This window comes from Mycobacterium sp. D16Q13 (assembly GCF_002013375.1).
GTDB lineage: Bacteria > Actinomycetota > Actinomycetes > Mycobacteriales > Mycobacteriaceae > Mycobacterium.
The window spans coordinates 73,527-92,807 of sequence record NZ_MAEW01000009.1 but is presented as its reverse complement, the minus strand read 5'-3'; the positions used below and the strand labels follow the sequence as shown (position 1 = coordinate 92,807).

Below are 19,281 nucleotides of genomic sequence, written 5' to 3'. Positions count from 1 at the left end.
ACGGTGATCCCGTGGCCTCCAAGTTTGCCACGGCGGTCCGCCGGCCGATCTGTCCGGTATCGGCACGGAGTGGAGCCCTAACCCTCTGTGGCAGTGCGCCGGGTCTTGTACAGGCTGGCGACGGTGGTGATGAGCAGCGTCACGATGATCACCGCAAGGCTTGCCAATGTGGGGATTTCGGGTACGTGCACCGGCTCGCCGCCGTTGATGAACGGCAGTTCGTTCTCATGCAATGCATGCAGGATCAGCTTGACGCCGATGAAGAACAAGATGAACGCCAGCCCCTGCGACAGGTACACCAGGCGCTTGAGCATGTCGCCGAGTAGGAAGTACAGCTGGCGCAGGCCCATGAGGGCGAACACGTTGGCAGTGAACACCAGGTAGGGCTCTTTGGTGAGCCCGTAGATCGCGGGGATCGAGTCGAGCGCGAAGAGAAGATCGGTGGTGCCCAGCGCGACGATCACCAGGAACATCGGCGTCATGAGTCGCGTGCCGTTTTCCTTGACCCACAACCGCAGACCGTCCCACTTGTCGGTGGTCCGCAGGTGCTTGCGGGCGAACTGCACCACGGCGTTGTCGGCGTCGTCGTCATGCTCGGTGTCGCGCGCCAGGTTGATGGCGGTGTACACCAGGAACGCGCCGAACAGATAGAAGATCCAGGAGAACTGGTTGATGGCTACCGCACCGAGGGCGATGAAGATGCCGCGGAAGATCAGCGCCAGGATGATGCCGATCAACAGGGCCTCTTGCTGATAGACCCGGGGCACCTTGAAGCTGGCCATGATGATCAAGAAGATGAACAGGTTGTCCACGGAGAGGCTGTACTCGGTGAGCCAGCCCGCGAAGAACTCCAGCCCGAACTGGCTGCCGTGGAAGAACCACACCCAGAGGCCGAACGCCACTGCGAGCCCTATATAGATGCTGAGGGCGGTGGCGGTTTCACGAACGGTGGGTTCATGGGGCCGTCTGCCGATCACCACGACGTCGACCAGCAAGATCGCGACCGTGACGGCCAGGGTGATGATCCACTCGAGCTGGGATACCTGCATGAAATAACCTCCGGTCGCCAAAACGCCGGAGGTCTCTTCCGCCGGCGAGTGACCGGCCTGCGGCACCGACCGGTCCGACAATGGCCGATGTGATGACGACACCGCAGCGAAGGAATACTCCCCTCCGCTAGTCAGTCTGCCCTATGGCGCGGGGATCGGAAAATCGGGCTGGACTGACGAGCTGACACCGCGGATTTGAAATCACCCTGCGTAATGCGCTTGACGGTGGCTGCGGACGACGAGCAGACTGCGCACAGGTCATGAGAACCAGCGATAAGCCCTGGCTAGCTGGTCGGCAACCCTCCTCCACGGTGGGGTGCTCCAGGTGACGACCGGGCCGCGCTCAACCGGGCGTGGCAAGCGTGGACTCGCCGGGCGGGTCCGGTGAGATGGGATGTCAGTGTCCAAACAATCTGGGTCCGAGCAACCGGCCGCGCGTGTGGTGGGAGCCGACACCAAAGTTCCTCTGGCCCAAGGTGGCTGGATCAGATACGCCAATTTTGACTACGCGGCCAGCGCACCCGCGCTCTGTGCTGTCGCGGACCGCATCGCCGAGTTGCTGCCGTACTACGCCAGTGTGCATCGTGGTGCCGGATACGCCTCACGTGTGTGCACGGCTCTCTACGAGGGTGCCCGTGAGACGGTCGGACGCTTCGTCGGGGCCGCCGCCGACCACCATGTGATCTTCACCCGTAACACCACCGACTCGTTGAATCTGCTCGCCTCGGCGGTGCCGGGTGAGGTGGTGGTTCTCGATATCGAGCACCACGCAAACCTGTTGACCTGGCAGCGATATGAGGCCCGGGTGGTAGGGCATCGAGCCACCGTTGCGGACACCGTTGCCGCGCTGGCTGACGAGCTGGCCCGTCGGCCGGCCGCGCTGCTGGCCGTCACCGGGGCTTCGAATGTCACCGGCGAGGTGCTGCCGCTGGCCGAACTCGCGGCCGTCGCGCACCGGTACGGAGCGAGGATCGCCGTCGACGGCGCACAGTTGGTTCCGCACCGCCGAATCGACTTGGTGGCAAACGGAATCGACTATCTGGCGTTTTCCGGGCACAAGCTGTATGCGCCGTTTGGCGCCGGAGTCCTTGTGGGGCAAAGCGACTGGCTCGACGCCGCGAGGCCTTATCTCGCGGGTGGTGGGGCGGTGCGCAATGTTGGTATTGAGGGGGCCGAGTGGCTCGCGGGACCGCAGCGGCATGAGGCGGGCACGCCCAATGTGGTTGGCGTCGCCGCCGTGGCGGCCGCGTGCGAGGCACTGGCCGCGCTGGGGGAGATAGGCCACGTCGAGGATGCGCTCACCGCGCAACTTCGGGACGGGCTTGCCGCGATTGAAGGTGTTGACACCCTGCGTATTTGGAACAGTGGCCGGGACGTGCTGGGCATTGTCTCCTTTACTGTCGCCGGATACACACCGTCGGTCGCCGCGGCCTATCTGTCGGCCGAGCACGGAATCGGGCTACGCGACGGCAGATTCTGCGCGCACCCGCTGTTGGACAGGTTGGGATACCCGGGGGGTGCGTTGCGCGCAAGTATCGGGCTGGGAACCACCGCGAGTGACATCACACGCCTCGTCGACGCGATCGGTGAGCTTCTCCGTCGCGGGCCTGCGCTGACCTATACCGAGCGTGATGGGCAGGTCGGGCCGGTTGATGACAGGCGGCCACTCCCGGATTTCCTGGTGGCCTAGGCACCAACACAGTACCCGTAACTCATAATACGTGATACTTTCAGTTCGACACATCACAGGGTCGGACTGACAAGGACGTCGAATGACTAGTACACGTGTGCGGGGTAGCGAAGTCAACGGTGGGGAACGGGCAGTTCCCGACCATGAGGTCGTGATCATCGGAGCAGGCTTCGGCGGCATCGGAGCGGGTGTCGAGCTGACCAAAAGGGGAGTCCACGACTTCGTGATCTTGGAGAAGTGGGGTGCTGCCGGAGGCACCTGGCACGCCAACAAGTACCCGGGCGTGGCCGTCGACATCCCAACCTTTATCTACAGCTTCTCCTATGACCAGAAGACCACCTGGTCAAAGTTCTTCACCCCCGGTGACGAGCTTGAGGGGTACGCGAACGAACTCGTGGACAAGCACGAACTGCGCCGCAAGATCCGATTCAACACGCGGGTGGTGCGTCAGGAATTTGATGAGGCGCACAACATGTGGGCTCTTACTCTGGACGATGACAGCGTCATCACTGCCCGGCACGTGATCGCCGCCACGGGTGGCCTCGAGCAACCCAAGCTCCCCGAGATAGACGGCATCGATTCGTATCAGGGTGTACTGATGCATACCGCGTTGTGGGACAAGGATGTTCAGCTGGCCGGAAAACGAGTGGCAGTCATCGGCACAGGTGCCACATCGCTGCAGCTGGTTCCAGAGATCGCTCCTGAGGTTGGCCATCTCAGCGTCTTTCAGCGCACCCCCATCTATGTGGGGCCCAAGCCCGACTTGAAGTACAACGCATTCTGGCGCGCGCTGTTCGGATTCCCGGGCGTTGCCAAGGGCATTCGGCACGCCATCAACCTCAGTACCGCGTACATTCCGGACGCAGTCTTCAAGCTCGACTCCAAGTACGTCGAATCCGCGTCGATGGCCCTGGCCAACCGGATGCGTGGCTGGATGCGTACGCAGGTCGACGACCCGGTAACCCGAGAGAAGCTGCTGCCCTACTACGGTTTCGGCTGCAAGCGCCCCTCCTTCTCCAATACCTATCTCAAGACGTTCAACCGCCCCAACGTGGCTTTGGTGACCGAGCCCATCGAGCGGATCACCGAGAAGGGCCTGCTTACCGCGGACGGGGTCGAGCATGAAGTGGATGTGTTGATCTGCGCCACCGGGTTCGCGATCTGGGATCACATGCCGGCCTTCCCGACCGCCGGACGGCGCGGCAAGGATTTGAAGCAGTTCTTCCAGGAGAACCGTTATCAGGCATACCAGGGTGTTTCGATCCCGGATTACCCCAACTTCTTCCTCGTCCTCGGACCCTACGGATACGTCTTTGGGCCTTATCACATGCTGATCGAGTCGACCACCGCGCACGCGGCCCGGGTCATCGCGGAGACGAAGAAGCGTGGTGCGACCACCGCGGAGGTCAAGCAGGATGTGCACCAGGCCTACTTCGACAAGATGCACGAGCGCAATAAGAATCACCTGTGGCTCTCGCCGGCATGCTCGACGGCCAACACCTACTACATCGACAATCATGGTGATTCACCGTTCCGCCCAGGCGGTTTCGGTGAAATGTACTTCCATAACAAGTACTTCCGGCTGGACAACTATCGGTACGGTACCGAGACAGTGGCGCCGGTCGTGAAGGTGGCGTCGCGACGCAAGCGCAACAAGGAGGTTGTGGGATGAGACTGCTGCCCGGACGTAAGCCAGAACTTGTCGTGGTGACCGGTGCCGGAAGTGGCATCGGGCGAGCCATCGCCATCCAATTCGCACGGGGTGGTGCGGAGGTGGTTGCCTCCGATCTGGATCTGACGACCGCTCAGGAAACGGCCGCGATCATCCATCGCAAGGGACATCGGGCGGTGGCGTTTCAGCTCGATGTCACCGACCCGGCGGCCTGGGAGCGGTTCGCTGATCAGGTGCGGGCCGAATACGGCGTTCCCGACGTACTGGTGAACAACGCGGGCATCATGGTCGGCGGGCGCTTCTTCGACCTGGAACAGGAGCATTGGGAAAAACAGTTCAGGGTCAACGTATTCGGTGTCGCCTATGGCGGACGAGTCTTTGGCAAGCAGATGGCCGAACGTGGCCGCGGTGGTCAGATCGTCAATATCGCCTCGGCGGGCGCCATCACCCCGACGCCGATCTTCCCCGCCTATTCGGCCTCCAAGGCGGCGGTGAAGATGCTGAGCGAGTGCATGCGAATGGAATTGGGCCCCAAGGGGATCGGTGTATCTGCGGTATGCCCCGGTTTCATCAACACGAACATCGGGGTAAACGCCACTGTCGCCGGTCTGGACCTTCGTGATGATGTGCGCGAGCGTGCGAACAACGCCATGAGGGCCTTCCAGTCCTCTGCCCCGATGCGGGTATTGGACCAGTTGATCGGTCCGCCGCAGGTCGCGCGTGCCACGGTCCGCGCGGCGCGTTACAACTTTGCGGTGGCCCCGGTGCGTCCGGAAGCGTGGCTGGGCTACTTCTTGAGCAGGCTCCTGCCCGGTCTCAATCGCCATTTCATGTATCCGATTCCGTACTGGCTCGGATTGGATATCGACACGCTCATGCCGAAGGTGCAACGCGTCATCGACAATCTGACCGAGCGCACCCCGGCGGCGCCGCTCACCGAGCAGTCGACAGTGTGATCGGGGGCCTATCGGCTCACCCGGAATTCAACGATGGCCATGCCCGGACCTCCTGGGTACCGTGGCGGCTGTGGCGACACAACATCAGACGTTTCGGATTTTCACTGACGATGCTGCCAGCTGGCGCGAACTGACCAATGGAACGGGTGTCACCGCACGCGTCAACGCCCCCGATCTCAAACAGGCACAGCGGGCCCGGCATTCTCTGCGCACCGCGCGCAAGGACGCGCCCGCGGTCATCCTGGATGTCTACGTGCACATCGAGGCCGACTCGCGATCGGCGCGTAAGCACTTCGCGAGTCTGAGGGTTCCGGCGGCGGTCTCGTATGCGGGTACCCCGGAAGGGCTGGCGGGTTTGATCGCCGATATCTACCTGGCTGGTGTGGCCGACGGGGTGACTCTGATTCCGGCGTCGCCCACCACGGATATCAGTTGTGCCGCACGCCGCGTACTTGCGTTGCTGCCCCAGCGGATACCGCTGGCGGCGTAGCGATCACCAGTTGTCGTAACCACCCTCGGGGCCGAGCATGCGCTCCAGGCGGGTGCGGTTGATCTTCGCGAGTTCGTTGCGCGTCACCTTGCGCTCGGTATCCACGTCATGGTGCATGCGGTCGGAGATCGCGCGCAGCACCGAGGCGCCGTCCTGCCCACACATGTGCATGACGAAGCGATGCCCGAAGTGGTGCTCGTATCGATGCGCGGCGGCCCGCAGCGCGGCCATCATTCCCGGGGTCTCATCGCGGATCGCACACTGTTCGGCATGGGACCGCGCGCTTCCTGGACGTTTTCCCAGCGGCGGATAGGCGATCAGAACCTCGTCGAGTGACTCCTCGGACAGCGCGAACAACTCGTTGTCGGCCAGTCGGAACAGGGCGTCATGGTCGACGAACGGCCGCGCCGCGGCGATCTTCCGTGCCCAGGTCACACTGCCGCCGCATTCGTACAGCGCGTGGACCGCTTTGGTGTCGGGCATCTCGTTGAACGTGTCGCGGCCGATGCCCTGATGCATCAACATAAGACCATGATTCGACGGGTCGCCGCTGTTCGCTAGAGGGGGAGCGTGCATTTTGCAGGAGCTTAACGCGACGTAACATTGCAGCGAGTAGGACTGGGGAGGGAGTGGGGGACAGTGACGGATCCAGCCTGGCAGCAGTACCCGCAGGAGCCGTGGCCGCCCGGCGAGCCGATTCCCTATCCCGAGGATCCGAAGCCGCCGAAATGGCCATGGATAGTCGCCGGCGTCAGTGTTCTGGCGGTGCTGGCGATAGCCCTGACGGCGATCGTGGTCATTACCCGCCGCACCGAGGTGGCAGCTCCGACGACGGTCACCGTCACTCCGTCGACGACGTGGACGGGGCCCAATGACGTCCCGCTGCCGTCGAGGACGACGACCGAGCCTCCTCCGCCCTCCCCACCGCCGCCGAACCCCAGCACCGGTGCCGAGACCACACCCACGACCACCGAAGCGCCTCCGGTGCCGACCACGACCGAGGCGCCTACACCGGTGCCCACTGCCGGAGAAGGCCCTGGCGGGTCGGGCACAGGAGGCAAGAGCGTCACCTACAGTGCGTGGGGCTCGGGCGTCGACCCGCTGCCACCGCATTTCGGATTGAAGGTCAGTTATTGGACCGGCACCGAGCTGGTGACGATCCAAGACATCAAGCTGCCCTGGGGTGTCTCGGTGATGATCACCAACTCTGCGGCGTCGCCACGCATGATTGTCGACTGGGGTGAGGCCAGCTGCTCGATCACAGTCGACGGTGTCGTCGTCGTCAGTAACAGCGGCCCGATGGGCGCCGTATGCGTGGCGCCGTGACCCGGGTCAGTGGCCCTGGGTCTTGAGCCGTTCGAACGACGCGATGACCTCGGCCTCGGCCTCGGTGCGGCCTACCCAGTCGGCAGCCTTGACGAACTTGCCGGGCTCCAGGTCCTTGTAGTGGACGAAGAAATGCTTGATGGAGTCCAGTTCGAAGGACGACACGTCGCCGATTTCCTGGATGTGATCCCAGCGCGGGTCGCCTGCGGGCACGCACAGCACCTTGTCGTCACCGCCGCCGTCGTCGACCATCTTGAACATGCCGACGGGCCGAGCTTCCACGATCACACCGGGGAAGACGGACTCGGGTAGTAGTACCAGGGCGTCCAGCGGGTCGCCGTCCTCGCCGAGGGTGTTCTCGATGAAGCCGTAGTCGGTGGGGTAGGCCATCGGGGTATAGAGGTAACGGTCCAGGCGTACTCGGCCGGTCTCGTGATCGACCTCGTACTTGTTGCGCTGCCCCTTGGGGATCTCGATGGTGACGTCGAACTCCACACCCGCTCCTTGAATGTCGGTGGTACTCAGTCGGTCGGTCTTCGCGCAAGCGCTCATCAGTGTCTGCAGGCCTTCGGGCAAGCGCTCGTCCAGCGCGCACCAGGATAGCGATACCCTGCAGAGCATGGTCACCGCCAGGGCACTTGATCCGCGTCGCTGGCGGCGCTCTACCCACGTCCTGCTGGCCGTCGCCGTCGTGTTGGCGATTGCCGCGCTTGTTCTCGTGGCGTCGCTGACCACCGGAGCCTCCACCGCCCGCCAGCCGCAGAACGCCGATCCCGAACCGACGCTGGTTACCCCGAAACCGGGCGTCGTGCCGGTTTCCGATTCGGCGCCGGTTCCGACGGCAGATGGTTTGACACAAGCGCTGGACAAGGCGCTGGCCGATCCGGCGCTGGCCATGTTCACCGGACGGGTAACCGACGCACTGACCGGCCGCGAGCTGTGGCAGCAGGGCTCCACGGTGCCGATGGTTCCCGCATCTACTAACAAGGTGCTGACCGCCGCGGCGGCATTGTTGACCCTTGATCGGGCCGCGAAACTCACCACATCAGTAGTTGCGGATACCGCGGGACAGCGGGGACTGGTGACATTGGTCGGCGGCGGCGACCCGATTCTCAGTGCTGCGCCGGCGGACACCGACACCTGGTACCGCGACGCCGCGCGCATCAGTGATCTGGCCGATCAGGTACGTAAGTCGGGGGTCACGGTCACGTCGATCACGGTCGACATCAGCCGGTTTGGTGGCCCGTCCATGGCGCCCGGATGGGACCCGGCCGATATCGACGGCGGTGATGTCGCGCCCATTCAGGCCGTGATGCTCGACGCCGGACGTACGCAGCCAACCGATTATGACTCGCGTCGTTCCACCACGCCCGCCCTTGACGCGGGGCGTGCACTGGCTGCGGCGCTCGGGGTTGACACCGACATGGTGCGGTTGGACTCGGCGCCGCCGTCGGCGAAATCCATTGCCTCCGTTCAGTCAGCCCCGCTGATGGAGCGGCTGCGCGAGATGATGAATGCCTCCGACAACGTCATGGCGGAAACCATTGGCCGTGAGGTGGCGTTGGCCTCGGGCCGGCCGCAGACCTTCTCCGGAACTGTCGATGCGGTCACGAGTCAATTACGCAGCGCAGGAATCGATCTCACAGGTCTGACGCTGCGTGATTCCAGCGGGTTGTCAGTGGACGACAGGGTTACCGCGCGCACCCTCGACGAGGTCATCGGAGCCGCCGCCGGCCCTGATCAGCCGAAGCTGCGCCCGCTGCTGGATGTACTGCCCATCGCCGGTGGCAGTGGCACGTTGTCCGAACGCTTTGTCCTCCAAAACCAAGCCGCGGCAGGATGGTTACGCGCCAAGACGGGATCGCTCACGGGCGTGAACACCTTGGCCGGTGTGGTCACCGACGCCAGTGGACGGGTGCTGACCTTCACGCTGATGCAGAACCAGGCGACCGCACCGACCGCGCGCAATGCGGTGGATAACACCGCAGCGGTATTGCGGTCCTGCGGATGTAGCTGATGGCCGTGCCGGATCGCGTCGGGAAGGGCGGAGCCGGAACCGAGCGTCCCGAGCTGACGGTTGGCCGCATGGTCAACTGGGATTTCGCCGCGACCGTGGGCGCCAAACTGGCGCGGCCCGCGCCGCCCACCACCGAGTACACCCGTCAGCAGGCCATCGCCGAGCTCTCGGATGCGGCGCGGCGCGCGGAGGCCCCGGTGCGTGAGCTCACTGGCCTGGCGGACGGCCTGGTGGTACCGGAGGCGCGGATCATCGATCGCCCCCGTTGGATCGCGGCGGCGGCCGAGTCCATGCGCGTGATGGCTGGCGGTGACGGCGGTTCCGCGGGGTTCCTGTCGGGCCGTGTCACCGGGGCGCAAACCGGTGCGGTGCTGGCCTTCGTGTCGTCGGGCATTCTCGGGCAGTATGACCCGTTCACCGCGGACGGTGCGGGTGCGTTGCTGCTGGTGTACCCGAACATCATCGCCGTGGAACGCCAACTTCGGGTGCTGCCAAGCGATTTCCGGATGTGGGTGTGCCTGCACGAGGTAACCCATCGCGTGCAGTTCTCGGCCAACCCGTGGTTGGCCGACTACATGTCGGGCACCCTGGCGACTCTCGCGTACGAGCAAGAGGAGGATGTGGCTGGCATGCTCGGCCGGCTGGCCGAGTTTGTCCGCGCGCCGAAAGATCAGGGCCAGAACGGGATCGTCGATCTGCTGCGCGCCATGCAGTCCGAAAGCGGCAGGGATGCACTGGATCGCCTGCTGGTACTGGGCACGCTGCTCGAAGGGCACGCCGACCATGTGATGGACGCGGTGGGTCCGGCCGTTGTCCCGTCGGTGTCGACCATCAGGTCTCGCTTCGAGGCGCGACGCTCACGCAAACAGCCACCGTTGCAGCGGATCATCCGCGCCCTCATCGGCATGGATGCCAAGATGCGTCAATACACCCGCGGTAAGAAGTTTGTCGACCACGTGGTGGGAACCGTGGGGATGGAACGCTTCAACAGAATCTGGCAAGACGCCGAGACACTGCCCAAGCCCGCCGAGATCGAGAACCCGGACCAATGGATAGCCCGAGTACTTTAGCGCTGCGGCAGGCTGTCAAATCGTTTGGTGTTCAGCATCTTCGGGATGCGCGACAGGTTGCCGTGGCGGTCTCCGGTGGCGCGGATTCGCTGGCGCTTGTGGCAGCCGCTGTTGCGCAGGGCTGGGCCGTGACCGCACTCATCGTCGATCATGGGCTGCAGCAGGACTCCGCCGAGGTTGCGGGCCGGGCACGGAATCAGGCGTTGGCTCTGGGGTGTCATGCTGCCTTGGTTCTTTCGGTGATCGTGGACGGTGCTGGTGGTCTTGAAGCGGCGGCGCGCGATGCCCGCTACGCCGCGCTGCGCGAGGCCCGGGATGGCCTACCCGTACTGCTCGCCCATACTCTCGACGACCAAGCCGAGACGGTGCTGCTGGGACTGGGACGAGGCTCTGGGGGGCGTTCCATCGCGGGAATGCGTCCCTGGGATGATCCGTGGGGGCGACCACTTCTGGACATTCGCCGAACCGAGACGCGCGCCAGCTGTGCCGAATTGGGTCTGACCCCGTGGGAAGACCCGCACAATGTCGACTCCCGCTTTGTCCGGGTGCGGCTGCGTCACGAGGTGCTGCCGCTGCTGGAGCAGGTTCTTGGTGGCGGTGTTGCCGAGGCGCTCGCCCGAACCGCGGCATCATTACGGGACGACGGCGATGCGCTCGATGAACAGGCGCGGGCAACCTTCACGGGTGCGGAGCGCCTGGCGATCTCTGGTCTGCGTGATCGAGCACCCGCCGTGCGGCGACGGGTGCTCAGGCTCTGGTTACTGGCAGGCGGCGCACAGGATTTGAATGACAGCCAGATTCGTGCGGTGGACGCGCTCGTTGTGCAGTGGCGTGGACAGGGAGGGGTCGCGGTGGGCGCCGACCTTCCGTACCAGCGTCTGGTGGCATCCAGATCAGGTGACCATCTGGTGCTGTCGATTCACGATGTCTGACAAACGGGTCTACGTGATGGCGAAGTCCTCGCGGATTGGCGACGTGAGTGTGCGGCGGTAGTCCACGGGAGGCCAGGGCCATAGCTCCGGTACCCCGTCGGCTCCCAGATACCAGCTGTCACATCCGGTGGACCACACGGTATTGGGCATAGCCCGGCGCACTTCGGCGTTGAAGGTCTCGGCGGCGTGCGCCGTAGGCGCTACCGATTGAACTCGGCCGGAACGGATCTCGTCGATCCAATGCATCGCGAACTTCACCTGTGTTTCGGCGATCGAGATCAGTGAGTTGTTCCCGATCGGGCTGTTCGGGCCGATCAACAAGAAGAAGTTCGGAAATCCGGCGAGGCCCACGGCCCGGTATGCGCGCGGTCCGTCACTCCACGCCTCGCTGAGCTTGATCCCGTCGCGCCCGATCACCTCCATGGGGCGCAAGTATGAGTGCGCGTCGAAACCTGTGGCGCACACCAAGATATCGAGTTCGTGCAGAACTCCGTCCTTGGTGATGACGCCCTGCGGCACGATGCGTTCAATCCCCTCGGTGAACACCTCGACATTGCGGCGTTGCACCGCCTTGAAGAATGGCACCGACATCACCAATCGCCGGCAGAGCGGCTCGTAATCGGGATGCAGCTTCTGGCGTAGCGCCGGGTCGTGGATGAGTAACCGATGCGATGCCCGGACGAATCCCTGGATGAGCCGCCGCCGGATTCCGGGGTTGACCACTGATCCGCCCACACCGCGTTCAAAATAGAAGCGCCACAGGCGATAAGAGAATCTGTTCAGAATCGGCACGCGGGACCATATCGACTTTGACATGGCTGAATAGGTGAAGTTGGGAACCGGTGCGACCCATTGCGCTGAGCGCTGGAACACCGCGAGACTCTGCACATCTTCGGCGAGAGCGCTGATGATCTGGACTCCGGAGGACCCGGTGCCGATAAGTCCGACCCGCTTCCCGGCATACGGCACCGAGTGATCCCACCGGGCCGAGTGAAAACACGGACCGGCGAAGGACCGCAGCCCGTCGATATCGGGGAGGCGTGGCAGATGCAGCACTCCGGTGGCACTGATGACGACGTCAGCGGTGTCGCGGCTCCCGTCGGAAATCTCCAATTCCCAGTGGGACTGGCCAGGCCCATCGACCCATTCGGCTCGGCTGACGGCTGCCCCGAAGCGAATGTTCCGGCGCAGACCCTGCTCGTCGGCGAATCTGACGAAGTACTGGTGGATCTCCGGTCCGGGCGAGAAGCCTTTACTCCACGCAGGATTCGGGGCAAAGGAGTACGAGTAATAGCGCGACGGTACATCGCACTGCAGGCCCGGGTAGGTGTTGTCCCGCCAGGTTCCGCCGACCTCATCCGCCTTCTCGTAGACGGTGAAGTTGGTAATACCGCGGTGCCGGAGGGTGGAGGCCATGCACAGCCCGGACATGCCGGCCCCGATCACGACCACCCGGATATCGCGGGACGGCAGCTTTTCGCTTGCCCCGTAAGCGCCATTGCTCACGTTTCCATAGTGGCCTATTTCGTAAACAAAGTCACTAGCCAATGTCTCCGGCTTGGAGAGCTAACGCCCTCCATGGCACGCTGTCGGTCGTGACCTGCGAACAGGATCAGGCATGTGGCGAGCAATATTGCGGCGACGTGAAGTCGGTGCTCCTCACTGAGGAGCAGATTCGCGCCAAGACTCAGGAGCTTGGCGCAGCTATCGGCGAGAAGTATCGCGACATCGAGGGTGACCTGCTGCTGGTGACCGTGCTCAAGGGCGCCGTCATGTTCGTGTCGGATTTGGCCCGGGCTATTCCGATCCCGACCCAGATGGAGTTCATGGCCGTTAGCTCCTACGGCTCGGCAACGTCGTCCTCCGGCGTGGTGCGCATTCTGAAAGACCTGGACCGGGACATCCAGGACCTGGACGTCCTGATCGTTGAGGACATCATCGATTCGGGACTCACCCTGAGCTGGCTCATGCGCAACCTCGCCTCACGTGGGCCGCGCTCGCTGAACGTGGTCTCGCTACTGCGTAAGCCCGAGGCCAAGAAGGTCGACGTCGACGTGGCCCTCGTCGGCTTCGAGATCCCCAACGAGTTCGTGGTCGGTTACGGGCTGGACTACGGCGAGCGCTATCGCGACCTGCCCTTCATCGGAACGCTGCACCCGAGGGTCTACACCGATTAACCGGCTTTGACGGTCTCCGCGTGGGCGCTCATCGTCTGACGGTCTTCGTGCGCGCTCATCCCAGCTCCCACGTCACGGTGATCTGGGTGCTGACGGTCTGCTGACCGGCCTCCACCGGTGGCCCACTCGCCGCCCGCAACATTGCGAACTCGGCACGCGGGGAGGGGTTGGAGTGGCCGCCGGTCTCGTCGATACGCAGGACCTTTCCGAGAGTGCCGCCGGAGAGGGTGGCGTACTGCTCAGCTCGGGCCTTGGCGTCGGCGAACGCGCGCTCACGCGCCTGCGTGGACAGATCGCTGCTGTCCTGCAGATCGAAACTGACCCCGGAGAGCTGTGCGGCTTCACCTCCCGCGGTGACCGCCTTGTCCAGAACGTCGGACACCTTCGACAGTTCGCGGACGGTGATCCGTACCGAGTTGTCGGCGGCGTACCCGGTGATCCGGTTGCCGTCGAACTGCGGGTGCACCGACATCCAGGCAGTCCGGACGTCTTCGGCCGCCACCCCAGAGTCGAGTACCGCATCGATCACCGCGCGAGCCTTGGCCTTCACCTCGGCCATCACCCCGGCGATGCGGCGTGAACGTACTGAAACGCCGACGGTGGCCATGAACACGTCGGGACTCCCGCTGGCCTCTCCATGGCCGACCACCGTGATGTCACCCATGGCCTAGTTCAGCTCCCAGATGACGCTTACCTCGAATGTCACCGTCTGCTGTCCGGGTTCCAGCGGTGGCGCGAATGAGGCGTCCGCCTGCATGGGGGCCCGCTTGCCCATCATCGGTGCGGGGGGAGGCACCGAGCCGTGGGACTCATCGATCCGCAGCACCTTGCCCAGCGTGGAGCCGGACAGGCCGGCGTACTGCTCGGCACGGGCCTTGGCATCGTTGAAGGCGCGCTCCCGCGCACCCTTCACCAGGTCGGCATCGTTGTCGAGATCGAAGCTGACCCCGGAGAGCCGTGCCGCGTCGCCACCGGCCTGCACGGCCTTGTCCAGCACGTCGGAAGCCTTCTTGAGATCGCGGACGTTGATGCGCACGGAGTTGGTGGCGTTGTATCCGGTAATACGCGCGGGACCGCCCTGCGGGTAAGTCTGTTCGGGCTGGATGGACAGCTCGTTGGTCTGTACGTCCTCCCGGGCCACTCCGGCCCGGACCACGGCGTCGATGACGGCCTGGGCCTTCTCACTGGCCTGAGACAGTGCGCCGGATACGTCCCTGGCGGTCACCGATACGCCTACGTCAGCGCGCAAGACGTCGGGTGCGCCCTTGACCTCGCCCTTCCCAATGACCGTGACGTTACGAGTCGACTCTGGGCTGCCGGTGGAATCGTCACCGCAGCCGGCGAGGAGAACGGCCATCGCCGCGGCGCCTGCCACGGCGGTTGTCCGGGTCAGTGCTTTCCGACTTAGTACCCGCATGTCACTTCCTGTCCTCCCCGACCTTTACGGCACCACCAAGATCTTGCAGTGGTGCCCCGGATTACCGAGATCGGCAAATGCCGAACCGACATCTTCCAGACCTACCTCACCCGTGACGAGATGTGCAACATCGATCTCGCCGTGTGCGATTCGCCGCAACGTTTCGGAGAACTCCGCAGCGTCATAGGCGAGGACGAATTGGAGCGCAACTTCCTTGGCGATCCCGAAGTACGGCGTGATGGCATCGGGCTCCATACAGACGCCGACCACCACCACCCGGGAGCTGTGCGGCGCGTCCCGCAGCACGTCGTTGAGGATGCCCGGCACCCCGACGGCCTCGAAGATCACCGGAGCGCCCTTGCCGACCCGGGACCAGGCCTCGAAGGTAGGTTCGGTGCTGGGGTCGACGACCTCGTGTGCCCCCATGAGCCGGGCCAGATCGCGCCGGGCCGGGGAGAAGTCAGCGGCTACGATCGGCTCGATGCCCAGGTTGTCCAGGGCGGCTATCACCGCTATGCCGACGGGACCGCACCCGATGACGATTGCTCCGGTGCCCGGCCGGATGCCTGATTTGTTGACGGCGTGCAGACCGACCGCCATCGGTTCGGTCAACGCCGCGTGCCGGGGGTCGAGGCCGTTGGGGATGGGCAGCAGCAGCGGTGCGCTCAGCAGCATCTGCTCGGCGTAGCCCCCGAGTGTGCTGTTGCTGTAGACGATGGGTTCGATTCCCTTGGCGGATAGCAGAATCGGAATCGAAGTGACTGCGGTTCCGGGTGCGGGAGCCTGCGTCCCCGGTCCCGCTTCGATCACTTCCGCGGCGAACTCGTGCCCCATGAAGACATCGGCGCCAAGGTCGACGCCGTCGGTCAGACTGGGCATGCCCGCCATCTGTTGTGACAGTTCGATGGCCTGGGCCCCGTGTTTTGCGAAATGCAGATCGGATCCGCAGATTCCACATGCGGAGACCTTGACGAGCACCTGGCCCTCGCCGGGCACCGGGTCGGCCACATCGTCCCGGTAGACCATCGCGCCGTTACGCAACACCGCTGCTCGCATCAGTTCGAGGCCTTCTGCGCTCGGTCGTTCTGATGTTCGCCGATGGCCTTGGCGACGGCCTCGCCGGCACGGCCCAGCAGCTCGCCACGCTTGGCCTGCGCCCAATCGTGCGAGACCTTGGCGGCGGTGAGTTGGCCGGTGAAATGCGGAATTACCTTGCGGGCGAACAGCTCATAGGATTTGAATGTTGCTTCCGGCGAGGCCCAGTCATGGCCGAGCATCAAGAAGGTGCCGAATCCACCCGATGTGTCGAGCAGATCCTGGATGTAGTCGATGGCATCGTCAGGCGTCCCGATGCAGCAATTGCCCTCGTCCACATAAGCCTTGACGAAATCACGCGGGTCCTGATGCGCACCGTCAACGTCATTCGCGAGCGGTAGCACTCCAACCGCGCCGAAGTAGTGTGCGTAATCCGGCAAGCCATATGTGCAATCCTCGATGGCCTGCTCGCGGGTCTCGGCCAGGTGCATGATGCCGAGCACTCGCCACGTCGACCGATCCGGTTCGGGATGGCCGTGGGCGGCCGCCTGCTCGCGTACCACCTCCCAGGCATTTTCCAGTGCCGCGAATCCGCCCGGGATAGACGCCGACAACGACAGCAGGCCCGCGCCGAGTTTCCCGGCCAGCCGGGGTCCTGACGGGGAAAACATTGCTGCGGTAAGGATTTCCGGATAGGGGTGGGTATAGGGCCGCAGCTGCAGCTGCGCGTCCCGAAGGGTGAACCAGGACGTTTCGCGGCTTATGCGTTCCTCCGGCGCCGCGCGCAGCAGTGCCATGATCGCTTCCAGCGACTCCTCCTGCATCTGACGCTGATCCACGGGGTCGATGCCCATCATGTACGCGTCGGTGGGCAGCGCGCCCGGTCCGGTGCCGAAGATGACGCGGCCTCGAGTGATGTGGTCCAACAGAATCCAGCGATCCACCACCATCAACGGATGGTGATAGGGCAGCGAGACCACCCCCGTGCCCAGTCTGATGTGCTTGGTGCGTTCGGCCGCGGTGGCGATGAAGACCTCGGGACAGGAGATCAGTTCGTAGCCGCCGGAGTGATGCTCACCGAACCATGCCTCGTCATACCCCAGGCGGTCCAGGGCTACCACTCGGTCTAGGTCGTACTCCAGTGCGGTGGTCGGATTTTGGCCGACGGGGTGAAACGGCGTGATGAAGGCGCCGAATCGCAGTGGGGCGCTCATCGCGCAACCTCGTGCAGGAATCCGAGCAATGCGGCATTGACCTCGTCCGGCCGCTCCTGCTGAATCCAGTGCCCGGCACCTTCGATCAGGATGTCACCCCGATTGTCGGTACGGTATTGCACACTGCCCGCATGATCCGTGAAGCCGAGAACCGGGTCGGCGGTACCTGCGACGAATAGCGACGGCACAACTACATTCGCTCCGGCAAGCCGCTCGGTAAGCGCCCAGTTGCGGTCGAAGTTCCGATACCAGTTCAGTCCGCCGGTGAAACCGGTGCGGGTGAATTCTGCGATGTAGTGGTCTAATTCGGCCTGACTCAGCCATTCGGGAAGCTCGCCGGGATCGGCCATGCGCTCGATGAATCCGGCCGGTCCCGGTGCGATCATCGTCTCACCGTCGATATGGGCCATTCCGGCCATCATGCGCCGCATGGTGGCCGAGGGGTCGCGATTGAGGTCGGCATCGGCGACCCCTGGCTCCTGGAAGTACAGAATGTAGAAGAAGTTGTCGCCGAACAGTTTTTTCCATGCTTGCGTGGGAGCCGCCTGACTGCGCCGGGTGAAGGGCACCGAAAGACCGACAACGCCCTCGACGCGCTCGGGGACGGCGAGCGCGGTATGCCACGTGACGACGGCGCCCCAATCGTGCCCGACGAAGGTCGCCTTGCCCGCACCCACCTCGTCGAGAATGCCGAGCAGGTCATCGGATAGCGCTTCGATGTTGTAGTCGTCAATATGCGCGGGCGTACTCGATCTGCCGTAACCCCGCTGATCGGGTGCGATGACGTGATATCCGGCGGCGGCGAGGGCCGGAATCTGGTGGCGCCAAGAATATGCCAACTCGGGGAAGCCATGGGCCAGAACGACTACCGGCTGGCCAGGATCACCCGCCTCGACGATGCGCAGGTGCACGCCGTTCGTGGCGATGTCACGTTCCCGGATATCCACAGCGGCATCGGTCATGAGCGCATTCTCACCTTCTGAGGGCGGCCAACAGCGTTGTTGTCGCTTCTTCGCCGGAGAGGCTCATCAGCGTCGTGATTGCCACTAAACCACAACGCGCAATCGCCGACCAGGGATGCCGATTGTCGGTCACATCGGGATCGATGGCGTTCACCGCCCCGCTCGGCCATGGCGCGTTCGCGGGCGTTCAAATAGTAGACATTTCAGTGATTTTGTCACGCGATGTGAGTTGCTTTCGGACCGCGTTGGTGATGGCTGGGGGTTCCCCAGAGTGCGATCCGCAGGTGAAAATCATCCGGTGCTGGAAGAGGCTTGAGAGCTACTCGATCACGGAGTATCGACCACGGAAGTCACTGCTCTGTTGGGGGCGAATCATGGTGAAGTGGTGGCTTTTCAGGCAGCGACGGGTCCCGCGGTGAGGATCCGCTCGTAGTTCCATGGGGTCGGCGCCGTGATGGATGGCGGCGTCCATTCGGTGGTCCACCTACCCTGCGGATGGGCTACCTCGACTGGACTCACACCGAGGATCGACTGGGCCTCGCGATAAGGCAATTCGAGCAGCTCCTCCCAGGGAGCGGCCATCAACAGGTCGGCACGACGGCCGCGCTCCACCGCCTGGCGGTAGTAACGGAGTTTGAACGGCGCCGATGCGCCCGGCAGGGTGAGTGCGCCGAGCATGCCGAGCTTCTCCAATGGGCCCGCGGGTTCCATTTGCCCGCAATGGAATCCGATGTTGGCCATTTCGCCAGCGATGTCGGGACCGTAGCCGCCGATGGTGTGGAACATGTCGTGGAGGGCGGTGCCCCTCATGATCATGTAGTAAAAGTCCTCGTCCCAGTTGTTCTTCTCGGCGATCGGTCTGATGATCGTGGATTCACCAAAGACACCCGCGTCGAGCTTGTTGGTGTTCAGGAACGACAGGTACGCGTGCCCCAGGCTGCCGAATGGCAGCGAGTTCAGATACTCCACGTCGTTCAGCACGGCGAGCAGGTCGGGTTTGTGCTTGAACAGCTTTCGGCCATTCGGATGGGCACGCACCTGATAGTAAGCACGTGCGAAGACGGGTGCTTCCATCCCGAGGAACGCCTCGTAGATGTCGCCGTGGTACTTGGCGTCGATCAGCATGCGCCAAGCCTTCAGCCAGGGGGTCCATGTCGCGCGGTCTGGTACGACACCGCCGGGATTAGAGTATTTGACCAGGTTGTTCGGCATGCAGCCAATAATAGGCAGATCTAGTGAAGTGTCAATATATTGTTTGAGGAGGCGGCTAGGGG

General features: G+C 63.8%; 20 protein-coding genes and 1 riboswitch. Of the genes, 9 read left to right on the top strand and 11 right to left on the bottom strand.

Annotation, left to right across the window (positions count from 1 at the left end):
* Positions 1-77: 77 nt before the first annotated feature.
* Positions 78-1,049, bottom strand: a complete 972-nt coding sequence (locus tag B4400_RS10470; RefSeq protein WP_078311658.1) for a TerC family protein — start codon at positions 1,047-1,049, stop codon at positions 78-80.
* Between the two features lie 256 nt (positions 1,050-1,305).
* Positions 1,306-1,418, top strand: a riboswitch (SAM riboswitch).
* A gap of 25 nt (positions 1,419-1,443) precedes the next feature.
* Here B4400_RS10470 and B4400_RS10465 point away from each other — a divergent pair.
* The 4 genes from B4400_RS10465 to B4400_RS10450 all read left to right on the top strand — a co-directional run bounded on the left by B4400_RS10465 (position 1,444) and on the right by B4400_RS10450 (position 5,857).
* The gene (locus B4400_RS10465) at positions 1,444-2,739 is read left to right on the top strand and encodes an aminotransferase class V-fold PLP-dependent enzyme (RefSeq protein WP_078311536.1); all 1,296 of its coding nucleotides are present in this window, start codon (positions 1,444-1,446) and stop codon (positions 2,737-2,739) included.
* An 82-nt stretch (positions 2,740-2,821) separates the two neighbouring features.
* Positions 2,822-4,411, top strand: a complete 1,590-nt coding sequence (locus B4400_RS10460) for a flavin-containing monooxygenase (protein ID WP_078311535.1) — start codon at positions 2,822-2,824, stop codon at positions 4,409-4,411.
* Positions 4,408-5,367 (top strand): SDR family NAD(P)-dependent oxidoreductase, encoded by a 960-nt coding sequence (locus B4400_RS10455; RefSeq protein ID WP_078311534.1) that lies wholly within the window; start codon positions 4,408-4,410, stop codon positions 5,365-5,367. The genes B4400_RS10460 and B4400_RS10455 overlap by 4 nt, the downstream gene beginning before the upstream one ends.
* A gap of 52 nt (positions 5,368-5,419) precedes the next feature.
* Complete coding sequence (locus B4400_RS10450) at positions 5,420-5,857, top strand: hypothetical protein (protein WP_170914974.1); 438 nt, start codon at positions 5,420-5,422, stop codon at positions 5,855-5,857.
* A 3-nt stretch (positions 5,858-5,860) separates the two neighbouring features.
* On the opposite strand, the gene B4400_RS10445 is transcribed toward B4400_RS10450, so the two are convergent.
* Positions 5,861-6,382 (bottom strand): 2-oxo-4-hydroxy-4-carboxy-5-ureidoimidazoline decarboxylase, encoded by a 522-nt coding sequence (locus B4400_RS10445; protein ID WP_078311533.1) that lies wholly within the window; start codon positions 6,380-6,382, stop codon positions 5,861-5,863.
* 114 nt (positions 6,383-6,496) lie between these two features.
* On the opposite strand from B4400_RS10445, the gene B4400_RS10440 reads away from it, so the two are divergent.
* On the top strand, positions 6,497-7,183 hold the full coding sequence (locus B4400_RS10440) for a hypothetical protein (protein WP_078311532.1): 687 nt from the start codon (positions 6,497-6,499) through the stop codon (positions 7,181-7,183).
* Between the two features lie 6 nt (positions 7,184-7,189).
* Here B4400_RS10440 and B4400_RS10435 read toward each other — a convergent pair whose 3' ends face one another.
* Positions 7,190-7,678, bottom strand: coding sequence for an inorganic diphosphatase (locus B4400_RS10435; RefSeq protein WP_078292562.1), 489 nt, complete (start codon positions 7,676-7,678; stop codon positions 7,190-7,192).
* A gap of 124 nt (positions 7,679-7,802) precedes the next feature.
* Between B4400_RS10435 and dacB the strand changes: the two genes are divergently transcribed.
* The 3 genes from dacB to tilS all read left to right on the top strand — a co-directional run bounded on the left by dacB (position 7,803) and on the right by tilS (position 11,202).
* Entirely contained in the window at positions 7,803-9,200 is a 1,398-nt protein-coding gene (gene dacB / locus B4400_RS10430; protein WP_078311531.1) for a D-alanyl-D-alanine carboxypeptidase/D-alanyl-D-alanine endopeptidase, read from the top strand.
* A 68-nt stretch (positions 9,201-9,268) separates the two neighbouring features.
* Positions 9,269-10,270, top strand: coding sequence for an Rv3626c family coenzyme F420 biosynthesis-associated protein (locus B4400_RS10425; protein WP_170914973.1), 1,002 nt, complete (start codon positions 9,269-9,271; stop codon positions 10,268-10,270).
* A complete protein-coding gene (tilS, locus tag B4400_RS10420) occupies positions 10,249-11,202 on the top strand; it encodes a tRNA lysidine(34) synthetase TilS (RefSeq protein ID WP_078311529.1) in 954 nt (317 codons plus the stop codon). The genes B4400_RS10425 and tilS overlap by 22 nt, the downstream gene beginning before the upstream one ends.
* Positions 11,203-11,211: 9 nt before the next feature.
* Here the strand turns inward: tilS and B4400_RS10415 are convergent, their stop codons facing one another.
* The gene (locus B4400_RS10415; RefSeq protein ID WP_078311528.1) at positions 11,212-12,708 is read right to left on the bottom strand and encodes a flavin-containing monooxygenase; all 1,497 of its coding nucleotides are present in this window, start codon (positions 12,706-12,708) and stop codon (positions 11,212-11,214) included.
* Positions 12,709-12,797: 89 nt separating this feature from the next.
* On the opposite strand from B4400_RS10415, the gene hpt reads away from it, so the two are divergent.
* The gene (gene hpt / locus B4400_RS10410) at positions 12,798-13,379 is read left to right on the top strand and encodes a hypoxanthine phosphoribosyltransferase (RefSeq protein WP_078311527.1); all 582 of its coding nucleotides are present in this window, start codon (positions 12,798-12,800) and stop codon (positions 13,377-13,379) included.
* A gap of 55 nt (positions 13,380-13,434) precedes the next feature.
* On the opposite strand, the gene B4400_RS10405 is transcribed toward hpt, so the two are convergent.
* From B4400_RS10405 to B4400_RS10375, 7 genes are all read right to left on the bottom strand, one after another.
* Positions 13,435-14,043 (bottom strand): SIMPL domain-containing protein, encoded by a 609-nt coding sequence (locus B4400_RS10405; RefSeq protein WP_078311526.1) that lies wholly within the window; start codon positions 14,041-14,043, stop codon positions 13,435-13,437.
* A 3-nt stretch (positions 14,044-14,046) separates the two neighbouring features.
* Positions 14,047-14,796 carry an SIMPL domain-containing protein gene (locus B4400_RS10400; RefSeq protein ID WP_078311525.1) on the bottom strand — a complete coding sequence of 250 codons (750 nt, stop codon included), beginning with the start codon at positions 14,794-14,796 and terminating at the stop codon, positions 14,047-14,049.
* A 24-nt stretch (positions 14,797-14,820) separates the two neighbouring features.
* A complete protein-coding gene (locus B4400_RS10395; protein WP_078311524.1) occupies positions 14,821-15,852 on the bottom strand; it encodes a zinc-binding dehydrogenase in 1,032 nt (343 codons plus the stop codon).
* Positions 15,852-17,045 carry an LLM class flavin-dependent oxidoreductase gene (locus B4400_RS10390; RefSeq protein WP_078311523.1) on the bottom strand — a complete coding sequence of 398 codons (1,194 nt, stop codon included), beginning with the start codon at positions 17,043-17,045 and terminating at the stop codon, positions 15,852-15,854. The genes B4400_RS10395 and B4400_RS10390 overlap by 1 nt, the downstream gene beginning before the upstream one ends.
* Positions 17,042-18,007, bottom strand: a complete 966-nt coding sequence (locus B4400_RS10385) for an alpha/beta fold hydrolase (protein ID WP_078311522.1) — start codon at positions 18,005-18,007, stop codon at positions 17,042-17,044. The genes B4400_RS10390 and B4400_RS10385 overlap by 4 nt, the downstream gene beginning before the upstream one ends.
* Positions 18,008-18,017: 10 nt before the next feature.
* Positions 18,018-18,161 (bottom strand): hypothetical protein, encoded by a 144-nt coding sequence (locus tag B4400_RS24610; RefSeq protein WP_170914968.1) that lies wholly within the window; start codon positions 18,159-18,161, stop codon positions 18,018-18,020.
* Between the two features lie 239 nt (positions 18,162-18,400).
* Positions 18,401-19,219, bottom strand: a complete 819-nt coding sequence (locus tag B4400_RS10375) for a Coq4 family protein (RefSeq protein WP_078311520.1) — start codon at positions 19,217-19,219, stop codon at positions 18,401-18,403.
* Positions 19,220-19,281 lie beyond the last annotated feature (62 nt).